Origin of the sequence: Gordonia caeni (assembly GCF_039537105.1) — a bacterium.
In the GTDB taxonomy this organism is placed as follows: domain Bacteria; phylum Actinomycetota; class Actinomycetes; order Mycobacteriales; family Mycobacteriaceae; genus Gordonia; species Gordonia caeni.
Genome location: NZ_BAAAZW010000007.1, coordinates 38,097 through 57,557, shown reverse-complemented (window position 1 = coordinate 57,557; position 19,461 = coordinate 38,097). Strand labels below are relative to the sequence as shown.

Sequence of the window (19,461 nt, the reverse complement as noted above, 5' to 3'; positions counted from 1 at the left end):
TTCAGTGACTGCTCAGCCCGATTCTCCCGTGACTCCGAAGGCCCCGGAGGGCCGCAAGCTTCTCCGTCTGGAGGTGCGCAACGCGCAGACTCCGATCGAACGCAAGCCCAAGTGGATCAAGACGCGCGCGACGATGGGTCCCGAGTATTCGGAACTGAAGAGCCTGGTCCGCAGCGAGGGCCTGCACACCGTCTGCGAAGAGGCCGGCTGCCCCAACATCTACGAGTGCTGGGAGGACCGCGAGGCCACCTTCCTGATCGGCGGCGAGCAGTGCACGCGGCGCTGCGACTTCTGCCAGATCGACACCGGCAAGCCCGCCCCGCTCGACCGCGACGAGCCGCGCCGCGTCGCCGAGTCGGTGCAGACGATGGGACTGCGCTACTCCACGATCACCGGCGTGGCCCGTGACGATCTGCCCGACGAGGGCGCATGGCTGTACGCCGAGACGGTCCGCAAGATCCACGAGTACAACCCGGGCACCGGTGTGGAGAACCTGATTCCGGACTTCCACGCCAATCCGGATCTGCTGGCCGAGGTCTTCGAGGCCCGGCCCGAGGTGCTCGCGCACAATCTGGAGACGGTCCCCCGCATCTTCAAGCGGATCCGGCCTGCGTTCCGGTACGACCGATCGCTCGACGTGCTGACCCAGGCCCGGGACTTCGGCCTGGTGACCAAGTCGAACCTGATCCTCGGCATGGGCGAGACCCCCGAGGAGATCCGTGAGGCTCTGCGGGACCTGCACGAGGCCGGCTGCGACATCGTCACCATCACCCAGTACCTGCGTCCGTCGCCCCGCCACCATCCGGTGGAGCGCTGGGTGAAGCCCGAGGAGTTCGTCGAACACTCGGACTACGCCACCGAACTCGGTTTCGCCGGCGTCCTGGCCGGTCCCCTGGTCCGCTCGTCGTACCGCGCCGGCCGACTGTACGCGCAGGCGATGGCCCGGCACGGCCGCGAGCTGCCGCCGGCGATGGCCCATCTGGCGAACGAGGGCAGCACCGCCCAGGAGGCTTCTTCCCTCCTGGCCCGCATGGCCCGCTGACTCTTCCCGAGACCGGTGTGAGCCGGGGTCAACCGGGGTCAACCGTCCGCGGCGGGCACCGTAGACTGGGCAGCATGGCAAAGGCGAAGGACACCGCGAGCAAAGAGGCGAAGAAGGCCGCGAAGGCCGCCCGCAAGGCGGCCTCCAGGGAGCAGCGCAAGCAGATCTGGCAAGCCTTCAACATGCAGCGCAAGGAAGACAAGGCGCTGATCCCACTGATGCTGGGCGTGGTGATCGTGGTCGCCGTCGTCTTCGCGCTGATCGGAAAGTTCGCCTTCGGCGGCCTGTGGCTGATGCTGCCGCTGGGTATCGCCCTCGGCCTCCTCGGCGCGTTCATCCTGTTCGGCCGCCGGGTCTCCAAGAACGTCTACAAGAAGGCCGAAGGACAGCCCGGTGCCGCCGGCTGGGCGTTGAGCAACATGCGCGGCCAGTGGCGCATCCAGCAGGCCGTGTCCGGCACGTCCCACCTGGATGCGGTGCACCGGGTGATCGGCAAGCCCGGAATCATCCTGGTCGGCGAGGGCTCGGCGTCACGAGTGCGCCCGCTGATGGCGCAGGAGAAGAAGAAGGCCGCGCGCGTGGTCGGCACCACCCCGATCTACGAGATCGTGGTCGGCAACGGCGACGGCGAGGTCCCGCTGTCCAAGCTGGAGCGGCACATCAAGAAGCTGCCCGGCAACATCGACCGCAAGCGCATGGAGTCCCTCGACGGTCGGCTGGCCGCACTCAAGAGCAAGGGCGCATCCGGTCCCGCCATGCCCAAGGGGCCGATGCCGCAGGGGGCCAAAATGCGCAACGTCGCCCGCACCGCTCGCCGCCGCGGCGGCAGCAACGTCTGACGCAGTCCGGTCAGCCGGCGACGGCGCCAGTCGTCCCGAACCGGGCGGCCGATCGCGCCTTCGCCTTCGCCGCCTCCACGTCGCGGTCCTTGGGCGGCGCGGTGGTCACCAGGTGGTCGAGCAGATGACGCGTCGCCTCGGCGACCGCCTCCACCGCCTCATCGAAGGCTTCGGTATTGGCCTGCGACGGTTTGGTGGTCCCGGCGACTTTGCGGACGTACTGCAGCGCCGCGGCGTGCACCTCGTCCGTGGTGGCCGGCGGCTCGAAGTTGTGAAGAACTTTGATGTTTCGGCACATGCCTCAACGCTACGCCGAACTCGCCGATCCTCCACCGACTCAGCCGTCAGCGTCCGATCGCTCCCGCCAGCAGCGACTTCTCGACCGCGATGGTCGAAATCTCCGAACGCGTCCGCCGCCGCCTCGACGGATCGGCGGTGAGCGATGCCGTGGGTCAGCGGGACCGGACGATCGCGGTGCCGGTGGCGCGGTCGTGCATGGCACGACCGTTGTAGTCGTTGATCAATGCCGGAACGACGAACGGAATCAGCACCTGCCGACCCAGCGCGCGCACCACGCCGACCGCGGCGCGTGGCTCGGTGCCGGCCGCCTCGGCGGCCCCGCGCTTGGGACCGAAGTCGACGCGGGCCACGCGGGTGCCCACGATGAACTGTCCGGGTGTGAACCCGAAGAACAGCACCGTCGCCACTCCGACGACGAACCAGATGATGAACTGCGGCCAGGCCATCTCCCGGGCCGTCATCTCGAAGGCGCTGAAGACGTGACCATTCGCTTCGTAGGCCGGCTGCGGTCCGACGATCAGAAAGGCGATGCCCGCGGCGATCACCCAGTCGAGGAGCAGCGCCAGGACTCGCCGCCAGCCACCGGCCAGGGATCCGGGTCCGTTCTCGGGCAGCCCCAGGTCTTCCCCGCGGTACTCCACGTCGCCGGGCGATTGATAGGGACCGGTGAGCCAGGAGCCGGCGGCCTCACGCATGGTCGGACCCGACGGTGCGGGTTTCGGTGAGTCACCGCGCGAAGCGGGCCGGGAACGGTCCTTCGAAGCCATGGGTCCATCCTAGTGGGCCCACCGAAACCAGCGAATCTGCTGGCAGGAGGGCGCCATATGGCGGTTTGGTGACCGGCGCCACACAATTCGGCGATCGTGTAACACAGGGGAAACATATGGTTGACCACCGGGCAACCTCACCTCCCTAACGTCGAAACCACCGATTCACAGCGCCTCGCACGAGAGAATCAGGTGTGAATTGCCGGCCAGAGAGGTTCTGGCTCACCTCAGTAAGGAGTACGGCGACCGTGTACACCACGAACGAAGAACTACTCGAGGGCATCAAGGCCGAAGGCGTCGAGTACGTCGACATCCGGTTCTGCGATCTCCCCGGGACCATGCAGCACTTCTCGATCCCCGCTTCGGCCTTCACCGAGGACGTCTTCGAGGAAGGTCTCGCCTTCGACGGATCGTCGGTGCGCGGCTTCCAGTCGATCGACGAGTCCGACATGATGCTGCTGCCCGACCCGGCCACCGCGCGGATCGATCCGTTCCGCAAGGCCAAGACGATGAACGTCAGCTTCTTTGTGCACGACCCGTTCACCCGCGAGGCCTACAGCCGCGACCCGCGCAACGTCGCCCGCAAGGCGCAGGACTACCTGACCTCCACCGGGGTCGCAGACACCTGCTTCTTCGGCGCCGAGGCCGAGTTCTACATCTTCGACGGCGTCTCGTACGGCTCGGAGATGAACGAGACCTTCTACAAGGTGGAGTCCGAGTCCGGCTGGTGGAACGCCCGCGAGGCCAACGATCCCGACGGCACCCCGAACCTCGGCTACAAGGTCCGCCCCAAGGGCGGCTACTTCCCCGTCGCTCCCTACGACCACTACGTCGACCTGCGCGACGAGATGTCGACCAACCTGACCAACTCGGGCTTCACGCTGGAGCGCGGTCACCACGAGGTCGGCACCGGCGGCCAGGCCGAGATCAACTACAAGTTCAACACGCTGCTGCACGCGGCCGACGACGTCCAGCTGTTCAAGTACATCATCAAGAACACGGGCTGGCAGAACGGCAAGTCGGTCACCTTCATGCCGAAGCCCCTGTTCGGCGACAACGGCTCGGGCATGCACGCCCACCAGTCGCTCTGGAAGGACGGCAAGCCGCTGTTCTACGACGAGTCCGGCTACGGCGGTCTGTCGGATCTGGCCCGCTACTACATCGGCGGCATCCTGCACCACGCGCCGAGCCTGCTGGCCTTCACCAACCCGACGATCAACTCGTACAAGCGTCTGGTGCCCGGCTACGAGGCCCCGATCAACCTGGTCTACAGCCAGCGCAACCGCAGCGCCTGCGTCCGAATTCCGATCACCGGCAACAACGCCAAGGCCAAGCGCATCGAGTTCCGTTGCCCGGACAGCTCGGGCAACCCGTACCTGGCGTTCGCGGCGATGATGATGGCCGGACTGGACGGCATCAAGAACAAGATCGAGCCGCACGAGCCGGTCGACAAGGACCTCTACGAGCTTCCGCCGGAGGAGGCCAAGAGCATCCCGCAGGCACCGACCTCGCTGTCGGCGGTGATCGACCGACTGGAGGAAGACCACGACTACCTGACCGCCGGCGGCGTCTTCACCGAAGACCTGATCGACACCTGGGTGGCGTACAAGCGTGAGAACGAGATCCTGCCCGTGCAGATCCGGCCGCACCCGTACGAGTTCGGTCTGTACTACGACTGCTGATCGGTTCTGCAGCGAACCCGGCCCGCTCCTCGATTCGATCGAGGAGCGGGCCGGCTCGTTTCCTCCAGGCGCCTTCTCAGTCCTTCTTCCGGGTGCCGGGCAGGACGCCGGCGTCGAGGATCGCCTTGGTGTAGGGACGCATCCGGGTCACCAGATCCTGCGCCTCGGGCGTGTCCCAGACCGGCTCGGTCAGTGCGTCGGTGGTCGCTTCGAGGTCGTCGTAGAGGGCCGCACCGTCGGCGGTGAGACGATGACCGTCCTCGGTGTGCTCGGCCAGCCCGCGCGCGACGAGCCGGTCGACGGCGGCGTTCCAGTCGTCCTCGCTCCACCCGCGGGTCAGCAACACCATGTCGCGGCCGAGGACCCGGCGCTTCACGGCCGGGTCGGGATGCGCGGCCTCATGGAAGACCGCCGCATCCAGCCCGTCGAGCCGGTTGACCACCAGTGCGGCGATGTGGTTGTCGCCGCGCCACTCCCGCAGGACCGCGACCGTCGTCCACAGCCGGACCAGCGGCTCCTCCGGGAGCGGGACGCCGGCCCACGCCGCCGACAACGGTCGGCCGCTCAGCGGCAGACTCTTCGCCAGTTCGCCGAAACCGTCGGCCAGCTCGGCGATCTCGGGCGCGTGGGCCCGGTCGCCGAGAATGGACCGCAGCTGCTCGTCGAGCATCGCCGCACGGCGGTCGGCCACCTTCGCCAGCCCGACGGCACGGGCACTGGTCCACGACCGATCGATCAGGTCGGGATTGAAGTTGTAGAAGGCCGCGGTCACCACCGGACTCGCACAGTCGCCCAGCGGCGCACCGCGGGCCCCGACGTAGAAGGCGTGCGGATCCAGGCCGGTATCGGCCATGGCGTCGTTCAGTCCGGGATTGAAGTAGGCGAGGACGTGGAAGGGTTCGAGGGTCTCGTAGGCGGTACGCGCTGCGTTCATCGTTCTACGATCTCCTCCACCGGTGCCGCCGTCAACGCCCACGCCCGGCGCGCCGCGGCGGCACCGCCGGTCACGACTGCGCCGGCGTCCCGAGATAGCGCTCCAGGGAATCGTCGAGTTCGGCCAGCCACCGGGTGTGGTGCGGGACGCTGCTCGTGCCGGTCATCACCGAGGTGTACGTGTAGTCGCGGTACCCCATGATGTCCTTGGCCTTGTCCTTCTTCCACGCCTGGAAGATCTCGACCACCCCGTCGACGTCGAACCGCGGATAGTCGGTCTGATCGATCAGGTCCTGAACGTAGTCGCCCTGGAAACGGATCTCCGCCGACGCGTCGGCGATCGCGAGGAACCGCTGCTTCCACTCGGCCATCGACTCTTCGCGCGTCGCCCGGTCGGGCATCGGGATGCGGCCCAGGATCAGGTCACGCACGTACCAGGCCTGCGCGTCGAACATGTTGAAGGTGAACCACTGGTCCTGCGCGCCGATGTAGAACACCTTCGGGTTGTCGTTCCACACCACCCCGCGGTACAGCCCCTCGGGGTAGACGTTGTTCGGCGAGACCAGCCCGAGCTCCTCCGGCAGGAACGGGTACTTGTGCAGGTAACCGGTGCACAGGATCACCGCATCGATCTCCTTGCTGGAGCCGTCGACGAAGTGGACCGTGTTGCCGTCGAAGTGATCGATGCCGGGACGCTCCTCGAAGCCGTCGGGCCAGTCGTAGCCCATCGGTGAGGTGCGGTAGCTCGCGGTGACCGAAGCGGCACCCATCTTGTACGCCTGGCTGCCGATGTCCTCAGCTGAATAGCTGGAGCCGATCACCAGAACGTTCTTGTCCCGCAGGCCTTCCGCGCCGCGGAAGTCGTGCGCGTGGGTCACCGGCCCCAGGAAGGTCTCGATGCCGGCGAAGGCCGGGAAGTTGGGGAACGAGAAGTGCCCGCTGGCGACGATCACGTAATCGAACGTCTCCGAGACGTCGCCGCCGGACGGCAGATGCTGGCTGGTGACGGTGAACTCCCCGGTCGCCTCGTCGTACGACACCCAGCGCACCGCCGTCTCGAAGCGGATGTACTTGCGCACATCCCCCTTCTCCACGCGGCCGGCGATGTAATCCCAGAGCACCGGACGCGGCGGGTACGACGACGTCGGCCGGCCGAAGTGCTCGTCAAAGGTGTAGTCGGCGAACTCGAGCCCCTCCTTGGGGCCGTTCGACCACAGGTTGCGGTACATGCTCGAATGCACCGGCTCCCCGTACTCGTCCAGGCCGGTGCGCCAGCTGAAGTTCCACTGCCCGCCCCAGTCCGCCTGCTTCTCGTAGCAGACCAGTTCCGGGATCTCGGCACCGCCGCCGTGCGCGGCCTCGAACGCCCGCAGGGCCGCCAGCCCACTGGGACCAGCACCGATGATTGCCACTCGTGTCATTCCAACCTCGCGTTCCGTATCAACAAAAAGAGACGGCACCGGAGTTGAGCGCGCGCCGATACCGCGACGATCGCAGTGGTCGGCAGCGGGCCCGATGGAGGGCGAAACCTCTCGTATGCGCCCGGCTCAGCAGACGCCTCCGGCACCCAAAGGCCCTCTGACCATACCAAATGGTATGAACCACCCGATCCGCAAGGCAGCGCGGACAGTCGTTTCCGCCGTCGATCGGCCGTTGTTACCCTGGCCGTGGCCAGGGACCGCCGCGCACCCGCGGCCGGTCACTGCTGCATCCCGGCAGCGAGCCCATGACGAAGCAGGACTGCGATGAGCGGCAGACACCGCGTAGCGAGACCGGCGCAGCGCGCCCGCCGGCTGCGCATCGTCGTCGCGGTGCTCGGCGTCGCCGTGCTGGCCGGCGGCTCAGCGTATGTCGCCACCCACCACGATCCGGCTCCCGTGGTCGCCGAGGCGCCGACGACCTCACTCAAGGACCAACTGCGCGCCTCTTTCGACGGCCTCGACACCGGCGTCCCGGTGGGCGTGGCGATCGTTCCGGTCGGCGGTGGACCGGCGATCCTGCTCGGCGACCAGAGCCCGCCGGATGCGTGGTCGACCATCAAGATCCCGCTGGCGTTGGCCGCCGAGCGCCGCACCGGCGAGAACCGCAGCGAGACCAAGGCCATCGTCGACTCCGACAATCTCTCGGCCCGCCGCCTGACCCGCTCGCTGGGCACCCCCGACGAGGCGATCACCGCCGTCACCGCGATCCTGCGCGAAGGCGGCGACATCTCCACCGTGGTGGTGCCCGCAGAGGGCGGCGAATGGCCCCACCTGGGCGAGACCGTCTGGCCCCTCGACACCTCGGCGGCCTGGACCGCGCATCTGCCCTGCCTGCCCGGAAGCACGCACGTCATCGACCTGATGTCGCATGTGGGACGGGAGCAGGACTGGGGACTGATGCGCGCCGGCGGGCAGACGACCGCGGTCAAGGGCGGCTGGGGCAGCGAAGACGACGACGACAGCTACCTGGTCCGGCAGATCGGTCTACTCACCCTGGACGACGACACCCGGGTCGCGATCTCGATGAGCACCACCGCACCCGGGATGACCTACGAGACCGGGGTGAAGGCGCTGGACACCGTCGGCGACTGGCTCGGCCGCAACCGCGGGCTGCTCCCTGGCGGGTCGTGCCCGGCTCCACCGTCACCGGAGGCCCCGTCGACCCCGCCGTCGACACCGCAGGCTCCCAGGTGACTCTGTTAGGTTGCCTGTCATGACACGCAAAGCCCTGATGCTCCTGCCCGCCGCCGCCTGCGCCCTGCTGCTGGCCGGCTGCTCGTCCAGCGACTCCGACGACACCGCCGCCTCCGCCGAGACGTCGCCTGCGGCCGCGGCCACCTGCCCCACCGCGGAACCGGCCGCCGACGCGCAGCCGGAGTGGACCGTGCAGGGCACCACCGGCTCGGTCGAGGTGGTCGGCCAGACCGACACCACCGCCCCGCGGATCACGGTCCAGGCGCCGTTCGCGGTGGACGAGACCGAGGTGAAGACGCTGCAGGAGGGTGACGGCGAGACCGTGACCGCCGACAGCATGATCAGCGTCTGCTACATGGGCGTCGACGGCCGCAACGGCGAGATCTTCGACAGCGCCTACCAGCGCGGTGAAGCCGCCGAGTTCAGCCCCGGCGGCGTGATCCCGGGCTTCTCCAAGGCTCTCGTCGACCAGAAGGTCGGCTCCACCGTCGCCGTGGTGATCCCCTCCGAGGACGGGTACCCGCAGGGCACCCCGGACGGCTCGATCCAGGCCGGTGACACCATCGTCTTCGCGCTGAAGATCCTGTCGGCGAACTGACGCCGCAAGCTCCGCCCGACGGCGCGGCGGCTACTGCCGGCGCGTCGTCGTCGCGAAGGGCTTGATGAATTCGGGGGCGCCGCCGGTGCGACTGCGCAGGGAACTGCCGAAGAACGGGGCCACCAGGTCGCACGGCACCACGCGGTCCGGCTCGTCGTCGAGGGCGTTGAGCACGAAGGCCGCCGCCCGGCGCGAGCCGCAGATGCCCAGGTGGTCGGACAGGTCCTTGGCGCAGCCGTCCTGCACGACGATGTTGTGCACCGTCGTGCCCTCCGGCCCGGGCACCTGACCGGAGGTGTACGGGCGCACCAGTTCGTCGTGCATGGTGGAGATGTTGGTGTACTCGATCCCCGGCAGATACGGACTGCCGCCGGAGTTCATCTTCTTGATGAACGGTGAGCCGTCCATCATCTGCGGCAGCGCCTCGCACGGCACCACCAGCGAGGGGTCGATGCCCAACCGGGTGCGCAACGTGGCCATCGCGTGCTTGGTGCCGTCGAGGGCCGCCGATCCCTCCCACAGCGGGGCCAGCGAGATGTACTTGCGGATCTTGCCCTCGCCCCCGAGGAACTTGGCCCAGTAGTTGGGCACCAGCGTGCCCTGCGAGTGCCCCACCACGTCGACCTGCTCGGCGCCCGTCGCCTCCAGCACCTGCTCCACGAAGGCGCCGAACTCGGCCGCGCTCACCTCGATGCGCCGCATGCCTCCCAGCGCCGAGATCGGCCAGTTGGAATGCTCGACGGCCCCGTAGGTGAGGGTGAACACCGAGTAGCCGGCCTCGGTGAGCAGCGGCACATAGGTGCCCCAGTTGGTCTGTCCGCCGCCGGCGGTGCCGTGCACCAGGATCACCGGGATCGGATGCTCCGGGTTGAGCGGGGAATCCCATTGGTTGGCCTCCGGCAGCGCGCCGCCCGGGTGCGCGATCTCCGGGGCGATCCCGGAGAAGAAGTCGTAGACGACGCGGTTCTGCGCCCGCTGGTCTTCGGAGCGGGCATCGAGGATCGCCTCCCACGGCACGCGGCGCAGCACCTCGTGACCGGCCACCAGTACCGGCTGGGTCAGCTTCTGCCCCACCAGCAGCGGGACCGTGACGGCGTCGCTCAGGGCGCGCCCGAGCGCCTTGCGGTCGACCTTGCGCAGCGCCTTGTCGAGCAGGCTGAGCATCCTGCGATCGATGTCGACCATCTACCCTCCGAACACCTCGAGCACCACACCCTTGGCGCGCCGGGTGACACGCAGGTAGTGCTCCAAGAACTCCACGGCCTCGTCCTGCGGCCAGCCTGCCGCGTAGGCGATCGCCCGTAGTTCGCGACCCGCTCCAGGCAACTGATCGACGGGCTTGCCACGCACCAGTACCAGCGCATTTCGGGCCCGCGTGGCCGTCAGCCACGCGTCTTTCAGCATAGCCACCTGGTCTTCGGGAAGGAGGCCCGCTTCTTCGATCGCGTCCAGGGTCTCGATCGTCGACGTCCGGTGCAGTTCGGGGTATTCGTGCGCGTACCGCAACTGCAGCAGCTGCACGGTCCATTCCACGTCCGCGAGGCCACCGCGACCCAGCTTGGTGTGCGTGGTCGGGTCGGCGCCGCGCGGCAGACGCTCGGCATCCACGCGTGCCTTGATCCGCCGGATCTCGCGCACCGCATCCGAGGACACTCCCCCGGCCGGATAGCGGACCTCGTCGATCATGTGCAGGAACTGCAGGCCCAGCTCCGGGTCGCCGGCGACGGCGTGCGCGCGCAACAGCGCCTGCACCTCCCACGCCTCGGCCCACTGGCGGTAGTAGGCCCGGTAGGAGGCCAGCGATCGCACGATGGGCCCGTTCTTGCCTTCCGGCCGCAGGCCGACGTCCACCTCCAGCGGCGGGTCGGCGCTCGGCGTCCCCAGCAGCGCCCGCACGCTGTCGGCGACGCTCTGCGCCCAGCGCAGCGCGGTGGACTCGTCGGCGCCCTCCACCGGGTCACACACGAACAGCACGTCGGCGTCGGAGCCGTAGCCCAGTTCGCCACCGCCGAGCCGGCCCATGCCGATCACCGCCATCCGGGCCGGTGCGGGGGCGCCGGTCTCCTTGGACGTCGCCTCCATCACCTTCTCCAGCGCCGCGTCGAGCACTGCCGCCCACATGGTCGACAGCGCCCGGCAGACCTGGGTCACATCCATCAGGCCCAGCAGATCCGCCGACGCGATCCGGGCCAGTTCGGCACGGCGATGCGATCGCGCGACGGCGATCGCCTTGCGCGGATCGGCCGACCGCCGCACCGAGGCGGCCAGCCCTTTCACGACGTCCTCGCTGGTCACCTCGCACAGCTTGGGTCCGGAGGCCCCCGACGAGTACAGCGCGATGACGTCCGGTGATCGCATCAGCAGGTCGGCGATGTACTCGGAGGTGCCCAGCACGTGCATCAGCCGCTCGGCGACCACACCGTCGTCGCGCAGGAGCCGCAGGAACCAGTCGGCGTCGACCAGCTCGTCGCACAGCCGCCGGTAGTTGAGCAGACCGGCGTCGGGGTCCGGGGTGTCACTGATGTGCTCGAGCAGCCCCGGCAGGATCAGCATCTGGATCTGCCCGCGGCGTCCCCGCGCCGAACCGAGCGCCTTGATGTGGGCGACGGCGCGCTGCGGCTTGGCGTAGCCGAGGGCGGCGAGCTGACGTTCGGCGGCCTCGTTCTGCAGGTACAGCGAGTCCTTGTCGAAACGGGTCACCGCCTCCAGCAGCGGACGGTAGAAGAGCTTCTCGTGGAGTTGTCGTACGCGCGTGCGCTGGCGTCGCAGTTCACGGCGCAGCACCGCGGTGGCGTCGCTGCCCCCCTCGGGGCGGACGTGCGCCGCCCGTGCCAGCCAGCGCATGGCGGGGTCGTCCTTGACGTCCGGCAGCAGGTGGGTCCGCGCGAGCCGCTGCAACTGCAGCCGATGCTCCAGGCCGCGCAGGAACTCGTACGACGCATGGAAGTTGGCGCCGTCGGTGCGGCCCACGTAACCCCCGGCGATCAGGGCGTCGATGGCCTCCAGCGTCGACCGCACACGCAGCGCCTCGTCGGCCCGGCCGTGCACCATCTGCATCAGCTGCACGGCGAACTCGACGTCGCGGAGTCCGCCGCCGCCCAGTTTCAGATTGCGGTCCTTCTCCCCGTCGGGCACCAGCGCTTCCACCCGCCGCCGCATCGCCTGCACATCGGTGACGAAGTCGTCGCGCTCGGCGGCCGTCCACACCAGTGGGCCGGTGGCGGCGACGTAGTCCGCCCCGAGTGCCAGGTCGCCGGTCATCGGGCGGGCCTTCAGCAGCGCCTGGAACTCCCAGGTTTTGGCCCACCGCTCGTAGTAGGCCAGATGCGATTCCAGGGTGCGCGTCATCGCGCCGCGCTTGCCCTCCGGGCGCAGCGCGGCATCCACCTCGAAGAAGGCCAGCGAGCCCACCCGCATCATTTCGCCGGCGAGCCGGGCCGACGTGTTGTCGGCCGGTTCGGCGACGAACACCACGTCCACGTCGCTCACGTAGTTCAGTTCCCGCGCCCCGCACTTGCCCATCGCGATCACCGCGAGACGGCCGGTGTACCGATCGTCGCCGAGGACCTCACGCAGTGCCACCGCCAGCGCCGCGGTCAGCGCGGCATCGGCCAGGTCCGACAGGTGACCGCCCACCTCGGGCAGGAACAGCACCGGCTCGTCTTCGACGACCGGCGCGAGGTCTTGCGCGGCCAGACGCAGCAGCAGGTTCCGGTAGGCCACCCGCAACGCCCCGATGGCCTCCCCGCCGCTCACCCCGGCGCGGTAGAGCAGATTCTCCCCGGCGTCGGGTTCGGGTTGCGCCGCCACCGCCGCCAGCATCTCGTCGCGGGCCTGCGCGGCGGTCGGCAGCGCGGGTTCCAGGAGCAGCCGCCAGGCATCGGTCTCGGCCACCAGGTGGTCGCCCAGCGCGTCGGAGGAGCCCAGGGTCGCGAGCAGCCGTCCGCGGAATCTGCGGTCCCGAGCGAGCAGCCGATCGATCTCGGCCCAGCCGGCATCGCCCTGCGCCTGCTGGATCCGCACCAGCGCCTTGAGTGCCAGGTCGGGGTCGGGGGCCCGGGACAGCGCCCACAGCCGGTCGACGGCAGCGGTATCGCTCCAGCCGAGTGTGTCGAGGTCGCCCCGGGCGGAGGGCTCCATCAGGCCCAGCCGGCCGGGGCTCGGCATCGCCGAACGTCCACCCATCGCAGTCACGAGTCGAGCCTATCGGCTCGGCGTCCGCGGGTGCGTCACAGTGGGAGGTAGTTCTCCAGCTCGTACGGGGTCACGCGGGCACGGTAGGACGACCACTCCGACCACTTGTTGCGCAGGAAGTAGTCGAAGACGTGCTCGCCGAGCGTCTCGGCGACCAGTTCCGAATGCTCCATCTCCCGCAACGCCTCGGTGAGTGAGTTGGGCAGCTCGCGGTATCCCATCGCCCGCCGCTCGCCCGGGGTCAGCGCCCAGACGTTGTCCTCAGCCTCCTCGGGCAACTCATAGCCCTCGGCGATGCCCTTGAGTCCGGCGGCCAGCAGCACCGAGAAGGACAGGTACGGATTGCAGGCGGAGTCGGGGCTGCGCACCTCCACGCGGCGCGAGGACGCCTTGTTCGGGGTGTACAGCGGCAGACGCACCATCGCCGAGCGATTGGCCCGCCCCCAGGTGGCCGCGGTGGGTGCTTCGTCGCCGTGCACCAGGCGCCGGTAGCTGTTGACCCACTGGTTGGTCACCGCGCTGATCTCGCTGGCGTGCGTCAGGATGCCGGCGATGAACTGCTTCCCGGTGTCCGACAGCTGCACCGGATCGTCCGGGTTGTGGAAGGCATTGGATTCACCCTCGAACAGACTCATGTGGGTGTGCATCGCCGAGCCGGGGTGGGCGGTGAACGGCTTGGGCATGAACGTCGCCCGCACGCCGTCGTTGATCGCCACCTCCTTGACCAGGTAGCGGAAGGTCATCACGTTGTCGGCCATGCTCAGCGCGTCGGCATAGCGGAGGTCGATCTCCTGCTGGCCGGGACCGCCCTCGTGGTGGGAGAACTCGACGGAGATGCCCATCGCCTCGAGCGCCTCGATGGCGTGGCGCCGGAAGTTGGGGGCGGCGTCGTGGACGGCCTGGTCGAAGTATCCGCCGTTGTCGGCCGGGATCGGCTCACTGCCGTCGAGCGGCATGTTCTTGAGCAGATAGAACTCGATCTCCGGGTGCACGTAGCAGGTGAAGCCCTGGTCGGCGGCCTTGTTCAGCTGGCGACGCAGGACATGCCGGGGATCGGCCCAGGTGGGCGAGCCGTCGGGCATGGCGATGTCGCAGAACATCCGCGCGGAGTGGTGGATGCCGTCGGTCTCCCACGGCAGCACCTGGAATGTCGACGGATCCGGCTTGGCCACCATGTCGGCTTCGAAGACGCGGGAGAAGCCCTCGATGGCCGAGCCGTCGAAGCCGATCCCTTCGGCGAACGCGCCCTCCAGTTCGGCCGGCGCGATGGCCACTGACTTGAGATAACCCAGGATGTCGGTGAACCACAGACGGACGAAACGGATGTCCCGTTCCTCCAAGGTGCGCAGCACGAATTCCTGTTGGCGATCCATGGCCCGACCCTATGCCCGCCCTGTTACGCGCGTGTTACACATCGCGAGACTCGCCCCGCCCCCGAATTCGGGCTCCGCCGCCGGTCCACGCCCCATCCGGACCGAAGGACGTGTGACCAAGACCACCGCCTGTGTCCGGTGCACCCCACCGCCGGTGGTGGGAGAATCTGGGGTGTCCACACCAACCCGGGTACCCGCTGAGCGGGACTCGAGGCAGAAATGAGACCGACGATGTCCAACGCTCCCGTCTACGGATCCGCCGACGCCGCACCGACCGCGCGCCGCGTCACCCGGCTGCAGCACCTCGCCGCTTGGAAGAGCGAGGGCCACAAGTGGCCGATGCTGACCGCCTACGACTATTCGACCGCCCGGATCTTCGACGAGGCCGAGATCCCCGTCCTGCTGGTGGGCGACTCTGCCGCCAACGTGGTCTACGGCTACGACACCACCGTCCCGATCAGCATCGACGAACTGCTGCCGCTGGTGCGCGCAGTGGTCCGCGGCGCCCCCCATGCACTGGTGGTGGCCGACCTCCCGTTCGGCAGCTACGAGGTGAGTCCGCAGCAGGCCCTCGAATCGTCCATCCGCTTCTTCAAGGAGGGCGGCGCGCACGCGGTCAAGCTCGAAGGCGGTGAGCGGATCGCCCCGCAGATCGCCGCACTCACCGCCGCCGGCATTCCGGTGATGGGCCACGTCGGCTTCACCCCGCAGAGCGTCAACTCGCTCGGCGGCTTCCGAGTTCAGGGACGCGGTGACGGCGCCGATCAGCTGATCGCCGACGCCATCGCCGTGCAGGAGGCCGGCGCCTTCGGCGTCGTCATGGAGATGGTGCCGGCCGAACTGGCCGCCCAGATCACCCGCAAGCTGACCATCCCGACCATCGGTATCGGCGCCGGCCACGAGACCGACGCGCAGGTGCTGGTCTGGCAGGACATGGCCGGCTACACCCACGGCAAGACCGCCAAGTTCGTCAAGCGGTACGCGAACGTGGGCGAGGAACTGTCGAAGGCGGCCCGCACGTACGCCTCCGAAGTCGCCTCCTCGGCTTTCCCCGGCCCCGAGCACTCTTACTGATCCGGGCACTCGTATCGACCTCGGAACGGTCGTACCGCCCAGGAGCATTCGTACCCGCGCGGTGCCCGCGCGCGGCCGACTAGGCTGAACGGCATGCGCGTGCTGTATCCGCCCGTGGCCCCCTACTCCTCCGGGCATCTCCCTGTCGGCGACGGCCAGGAGATCTATTGGGAGTGCTCGGGAGATCCCGGCGGCAAACCGGTGGTCTTCGTACACGGCGGCCCCGGTGGGGGCACCAGCGGCGAACAGCGCCGCTTCTTCGATCCGGCCCGCTACCGGATAGTCCTGTTCGATCAGCGCGGTTGCGGGCAGTCGCGGCCGCACATCGCCGACGGTGCCGACCTGTCGGTCAATCACACCGCCGCCCTGATCGCGGACATGGAGAAGCTGCGCGAGCACCTGGGTATCGCCGCCTGGCAGGTCTTCGGCGGCTCCTGGGGTTCCACACTCGGGCTGGCCTACGCGCAGGCCCATCCCGAGCGGGTCACCGAGATGGTGCTCCGCGGGATCTTCCTGCTGCGTCGCGGCGAGCTCGACTGGTACTACAACGGCGGCGCCGCGAACATCTTCCCCGACGTCTGGGAGCAGTATCTGGCCCCGATCCCCGCCGATCAGCGCCGCGGCGATCTGATGGTGGCGTATCAGCGGCTGCTCACCGGGCCGGATCGCGAGGTCGCTCAGCGCGCCGCCAGCGCCTGGACCCGCTGGGAGAATCGGACGAGTCACCTTCTGCCGCAGAACGATTCCGGCGTGAGCGACCGGTTCGACCTGGCCTTCGCCACCATCGAGAACCACTACTTCGTCAATCACGGCTTCCTCGCAGAGGGCCAGCTGCTCACCGACATCGGTGCGGTGCAACACATCCCGGCGGTGATCGTGCAGGGCCGCTACGACGTGGTCTGTCCGATGCGCAGCGCCTGGGATCTGCATCGCGCGTGGCCACAGGCCCGGCTGGCCATCGTCGACGATGCCGGCCACGCTTCTTTCGAACCCGGAATCGTCGACCAACTGGTGGCGGCGACCGATCACTTCGCCACGGGAGGCGGCCGATGAGCGCACGCGAATCCATCGAGGTGGAGGTCAAATTCGACGTCGACGCCGGTCAGCCCGCGCCCGACTTCACCGTCCTGGTCCCCGGAGGGCGGGTGGCCGCCCCGCAGCGGCATGAGCTGGTCGCGACGTACCTCGACACCCCGGCGCACGACCTGGCCGCGCGCCGGATCACCCTCCGGCGGCGCACCGGCGGCACCGACAGCGGCTGGCACCTGAAACGCCCGGGCACGCACGCCGATGCGCGGCGCGAGCTCGCTATCGGTTTCGACCACGCCCCGGCCGACGGCGGTGTGCCCCCGGAGATCCGGGACGCGATCCTGGTGATCGTCCGCGATCGGCAGCTGATCCCGGTCGCCGAAATCACCACCGAGCGCACCGTCACCGTGCTGCACGACGCCGACGGGAACTCGCTGGCCGAGTTCTGCGACGACCGCGTGATCTCACACGCCCACCAGAGTCAGATCACCAAGGAGTGGGCCGAGTGGGAGTTCGAGCTCACCGGCGGCGGCACCAAGCTGCTCAAGGCCGCCAAACCGCTGCTGCGGGAGGCCGGCGGCCGGCGAGCGTCGAGCGCCTCCAAGCTCGCCCGCGCGATCGGCGCCGAACCGCACGTGCACGCCCCCACCCGGCTTCCCAAGAAGCCCGTGGCTCTGGACCTGATGCTGCACTCGCTGGCGTTGCATCGGGATGCCCTGATCACCTGGGATCCGCTGGTGCGGGAGAACGCCCCCGATTCGGTGCACCAGTTGCGCGTCACCGCCCGCAAGCTGCGCTCGGTCCTCACGTCGTTCCCGCAGATCCTGACGCCGGAGAGCGTCGACGGACTCGAGGGCGAACTCCGCGAACTCGGCAACCTGCTCGGCGAGGCGCGTGACCGCGAGGTCCAGTTGGAGATCAACGCCGGCCTGCTGGCCAAGGAGGAACACGTCCCCGACGATCTGCGGCGTGCTCTGATCGATGACGAGGTCGGGCGCCAGGAACGGTCCCTGCGATCGCTGCGATTCGCGCTGTCGACCAAGCGCTACCTGCAGGTGCTCGACGACCTCGACCTGGTGATCGCCGACCCGGTTCCGGGCGCCGACGCCGACCGCCGGGCCGCCGACGTGGCGACCGAAGGCATCGAGCTCGCGTCCCGGCGGCTGCGCAAAGCGGAGAAGAAGCTCAAGTCGTTCGAACCGTGGACCGACGAGTGGGTGGCGCAGGTCCACCGGATCCGCAAGCGCGCCAAGGCTGTTCGCTACACCGCCGATGCCGCCAAGCCGCTCGGCCTCAAGTGGGCGGCCAGGACGGCCAAGCGGGCGGCACGGATCCAGAGCCGCCTGGGCGACTTCCAGGACACCGTGGTCAACCGCGAGCAGATCGCTCGAGTCGCGGCGCTGCCGCAGCTGTCGCGCGACGCGGTCTTCGTGCTCGGCCGCCTGGATGCGCGCGAGGAACGGCGCGGCCGGAAGGCCGTCGAGGCCTACCTCGCGGAGCGCTGAGCCGCCCGGCGATACCGCATCAGAGGGCCGCGAAGCCGACGGTGCCGGCCTCCGGATCTGCTTGTGTCACTTCCACCAGGCAGCGCCGGCCCGCCCCCGGTGAGGGCTCGCAGGGTGCGATGATGGCCGGCTCGGCGATGAAGATCTCCGCCGCCTTCTTGCCGTTGCCGTCACGGAGAACCGTTGCCTCGAAGCGGGCGCCGAGCTGATCGGACAGCACCACCGCCTCGGCCAGATCGATGCTGCGCCGGGCCGCGGTGCCCGCGGTGGAGTCGGCACCGCTCATGATCTTGCCGAGGCCGGGCAGCGACTCGGTCACCCAGTCCGGCACCGGGCGGCCCGCCGTCACCGACAGGCAGACCTCGGTGGCGAAGCGATCGGCGAGCCGGCGCAGCGGCGCGGTGACGTGGCCGTACAACCCGCCGACGCCCGCGTGGACCAGGTCGGCGTCGTCCACTGGGGTGCCCGGCTCGATCGCCCGGTAGCCGGCCCCACGCATCAGGCGGGCGCCGGCGCTCATCAGCGCCAGGGTCGTCGGCTCGTCGGCGGGCAGACCGGCCAGGAACTGGCCGGGGGTGGCGCCGTCGGGCCAGACCGCACCGAGCGAGTCGGCCACCCGCGCCAGCTCGTCGACCGCCTCGGGACCGGCGGCCGGCAGGGTCCGGAACAAGCCGATCCCCGCCTTGCGCATGATGGTGCCGGCGCACATGCCGACCAGGAGCGACACCTGTGCATTCCAGCGATCGGCGGGAGTTCGCGGAGCCAGGCGCAGCGTCCAGGCACGCGCATGCTTCGGGTCCCGGTTGGGCACCACATCCTGGTCGGGCAGATCCAGCAGCACCGCCCCGCGGCCCAGCGACCAGGCCTCACGTGTCGCTCCGAAGTCGGGAAGGGCGGCGATCGACGGATGCGCGGTCCCCGTGGCCGCAGCCTCGCTGACGCCGGCATAGTCGAGCCGGGCCCGCGAGCGCACCGTCGCTCGCTCCACCTCCGCGGAAGCGACTGTGCCGTCGGCGTCCACGTGCACCGTCCACAAGACCGCCGGGCGGTCCTCATCGGGCAGCAGAGACCCTGCGCCCTCGGAGAGCACCCGCGGGTGCAGTGGCACATTGCCGTCCGGGAAGTAGATCGTCTCGCCGCGGCGGCGGCTCTCCTCGTCGAGGTCACCGCCGGGCCGAACCAGGGCCGCGACGTCGGCGATCGCATAGTGGACCAGATACCCGCCGCCCTCGCGGACCACGCGCAGCGCCTGATCGAGGTCCATGGATCCGGGCGGATCGACGGTCACCAGCTCCAGATCGCGACGGTCGGTTCGTTCGTCGGCGCACCGGTCGGTCACGGCCGCGGCTTCGGTGGCCACCCTCGGCGGAAAGTGCGCGGTCAGCCCCAACTCGGCGCGCAGCCGATCGAAGTCGATCCCGGGCGCCGTCAGTCTGCGTTCGACCACGTC

Annotated in this window: 16 protein-coding genes; 8 read left to right on the top strand and 8 right to left on the bottom strand. The window is 69.1% G+C overall.

Annotated features, from left to right (window positions below):
• Positions 1-4: 4 nt before the first annotated feature.
• Both lipA and ABD732_RS12615 read left to right on the top strand, forming a co-directional pair.
• Positions 5-1,042 carry a lipoyl synthase gene (gene lipA / locus ABD732_RS12620; RefSeq protein WP_344784212.1) on the top strand — a complete coding sequence of 346 codons (1,038 nt, stop codon included), beginning with the start codon at positions 5-7 and terminating at the stop codon, positions 1,040-1,042.
• Positions 1,043-1,116: 74 nt separating this feature from the next.
• Positions 1,117-1,881: a DUF4191 domain-containing protein gene (locus tag ABD732_RS12615; protein WP_344784211.1), complete on the top strand. Its 765-nt coding sequence runs from the start codon at positions 1,117-1,119 to the stop codon at positions 1,879-1,881.
• A gap of 10 nt (positions 1,882-1,891) precedes the next feature.
• Here the strand turns inward: ABD732_RS12615 and ABD732_RS12610 are convergent, their stop codons facing one another.
• Positions 1,892-2,179, bottom strand: a complete 288-nt coding sequence (locus ABD732_RS12610; RefSeq protein ID WP_344784208.1) for a DUF2277 domain-containing protein — start codon at positions 2,177-2,179, stop codon at positions 1,892-1,894.
• 154 nt (positions 2,180-2,333) lie between these two features.
• A complete protein-coding gene (locus ABD732_RS12605) occupies positions 2,334-2,876 on the bottom strand; it encodes an RDD family protein (RefSeq protein ID WP_344784561.1) in 543 nt (180 codons plus the stop codon).
• 320 nt (positions 2,877-3,196) lie between these two features.
• Here ABD732_RS12605 and glnA (ABD732_RS12600) point away from each other — a divergent pair, with 320 nt between their 5' ends.
• Positions 3,197-4,630, top strand: a complete 1,434-nt coding sequence (gene glnA, locus ABD732_RS12600; protein WP_344784206.1) for a type I glutamate--ammonia ligase — start codon at positions 3,197-3,199, stop codon at positions 4,628-4,630.
• Positions 4,631-4,706: 76 nt separating this feature from the next.
• On the opposite strand, the gene ABD732_RS12595 is transcribed toward glnA (ABD732_RS12600), so the two are convergent.
• A complete protein-coding gene (locus ABD732_RS12595; RefSeq protein WP_344784204.1) occupies positions 4,707-5,564 on the bottom strand; it encodes an SCO6745 family protein in 858 nt (285 codons plus the stop codon).
• Positions 5,565-5,634: 70 nt separating this feature from the next.
• On the bottom strand, positions 5,635-6,984 hold the full coding sequence (locus ABD732_RS12590) for an NAD(P)-binding domain-containing protein (RefSeq protein WP_344784202.1): 1,350 nt from the start codon (positions 6,982-6,984) through the stop codon (positions 5,635-5,637).
• A gap of 324 nt (positions 6,985-7,308) precedes the next feature.
• On the opposite strand from ABD732_RS12590, the gene ABD732_RS12585 reads away from it, so the two are divergent.
• Together ABD732_RS12585 and ABD732_RS12580 are read left to right on the top strand one after the other, a co-directional pair.
• Complete coding sequence (locus ABD732_RS12585; RefSeq protein ID WP_344784200.1) at positions 7,309-8,238, top strand: serine hydrolase; 930 nt, start codon at positions 7,309-7,311, stop codon at positions 8,236-8,238.
• 19 nt (positions 8,239-8,257) lie between these two features.
• Positions 8,258-8,836: an FKBP-type peptidyl-prolyl cis-trans isomerase gene (locus ABD732_RS12580; RefSeq protein WP_344784198.1), complete on the top strand. Its 579-nt coding sequence runs from the start codon at positions 8,258-8,260 to the stop codon at positions 8,834-8,836.
• A gap of 30 nt (positions 8,837-8,866) precedes the next feature.
• Here the strand turns inward: ABD732_RS12580 and ABD732_RS12575 are convergent, their stop codons facing one another.
• From ABD732_RS12575 to glnA (ABD732_RS12565), 3 genes are read right to left on the bottom strand one after another with little or no spacing between them, the layout of a single operon-like run.
• Positions 8,867-10,021, bottom strand: coding sequence for an esterase/lipase family protein (locus ABD732_RS12575; RefSeq protein WP_344784195.1), 1,155 nt, complete (start codon positions 10,019-10,021; stop codon positions 8,867-8,869).
• A complete protein-coding gene (locus ABD732_RS12570) occupies positions 10,022-13,021 on the bottom strand; it encodes a bifunctional [glutamine synthetase] adenylyltransferase/[glutamine synthetase]-adenylyl-L-tyrosine phosphorylase (protein ID WP_344784559.1) in 3,000 nt (999 codons plus the stop codon).
• Positions 13,022-13,065: 44 nt separating this feature from the next.
• Positions 13,066-14,403: a type I glutamate--ammonia ligase gene (gene glnA / locus ABD732_RS12565; protein WP_344784193.1), complete on the bottom strand. Its 1,338-nt coding sequence runs from the start codon at positions 14,401-14,403 to the stop codon at positions 13,066-13,068.
• A gap of 231 nt (positions 14,404-14,634) precedes the next feature.
• On the opposite strand from glnA (ABD732_RS12565), the gene panB reads away from it, so the two are divergent.
• The 3 genes from panB to ABD732_RS12550 all read left to right on the top strand — a co-directional run bounded on the left by panB (position 14,635) and on the right by ABD732_RS12550 (position 18,011).
• Positions 14,635-15,477: a 3-methyl-2-oxobutanoate hydroxymethyltransferase gene (gene panB / locus ABD732_RS12560; RefSeq protein WP_344784191.1), complete on the top strand. Its 843-nt coding sequence runs from the start codon at positions 14,635-14,637 to the stop codon at positions 15,475-15,477.
• Positions 15,478-15,570: 93 nt separating this feature from the next.
• Positions 15,571-16,530, top strand: a complete 960-nt coding sequence (gene pip, locus ABD732_RS12555) for a prolyl aminopeptidase (RefSeq protein WP_344784189.1) — start codon at positions 15,571-15,573, stop codon at positions 16,528-16,530.
• Complete coding sequence (locus ABD732_RS12550; protein ID WP_344784187.1) at positions 16,527-18,011, top strand: CYTH and CHAD domain-containing protein; 1,485 nt, start codon at positions 16,527-16,529, stop codon at positions 18,009-18,011. The genes pip and ABD732_RS12550 overlap by 4 nt, the downstream gene beginning before the upstream one ends.
• Before the next feature lie 19 nt (positions 18,012-18,030).
• On the opposite strand, the gene ABD732_RS12545 is transcribed toward ABD732_RS12550, so the two are convergent.
• Positions 18,031-19,458 (bottom strand): RNB domain-containing ribonuclease, encoded by a 1,428-nt coding sequence (locus tag ABD732_RS12545; RefSeq protein ID WP_344784185.1) that lies wholly within the window; start codon positions 19,456-19,458, stop codon positions 18,031-18,033.
• Positions 19,459-19,461: the final 3 nt, after the last annotated feature.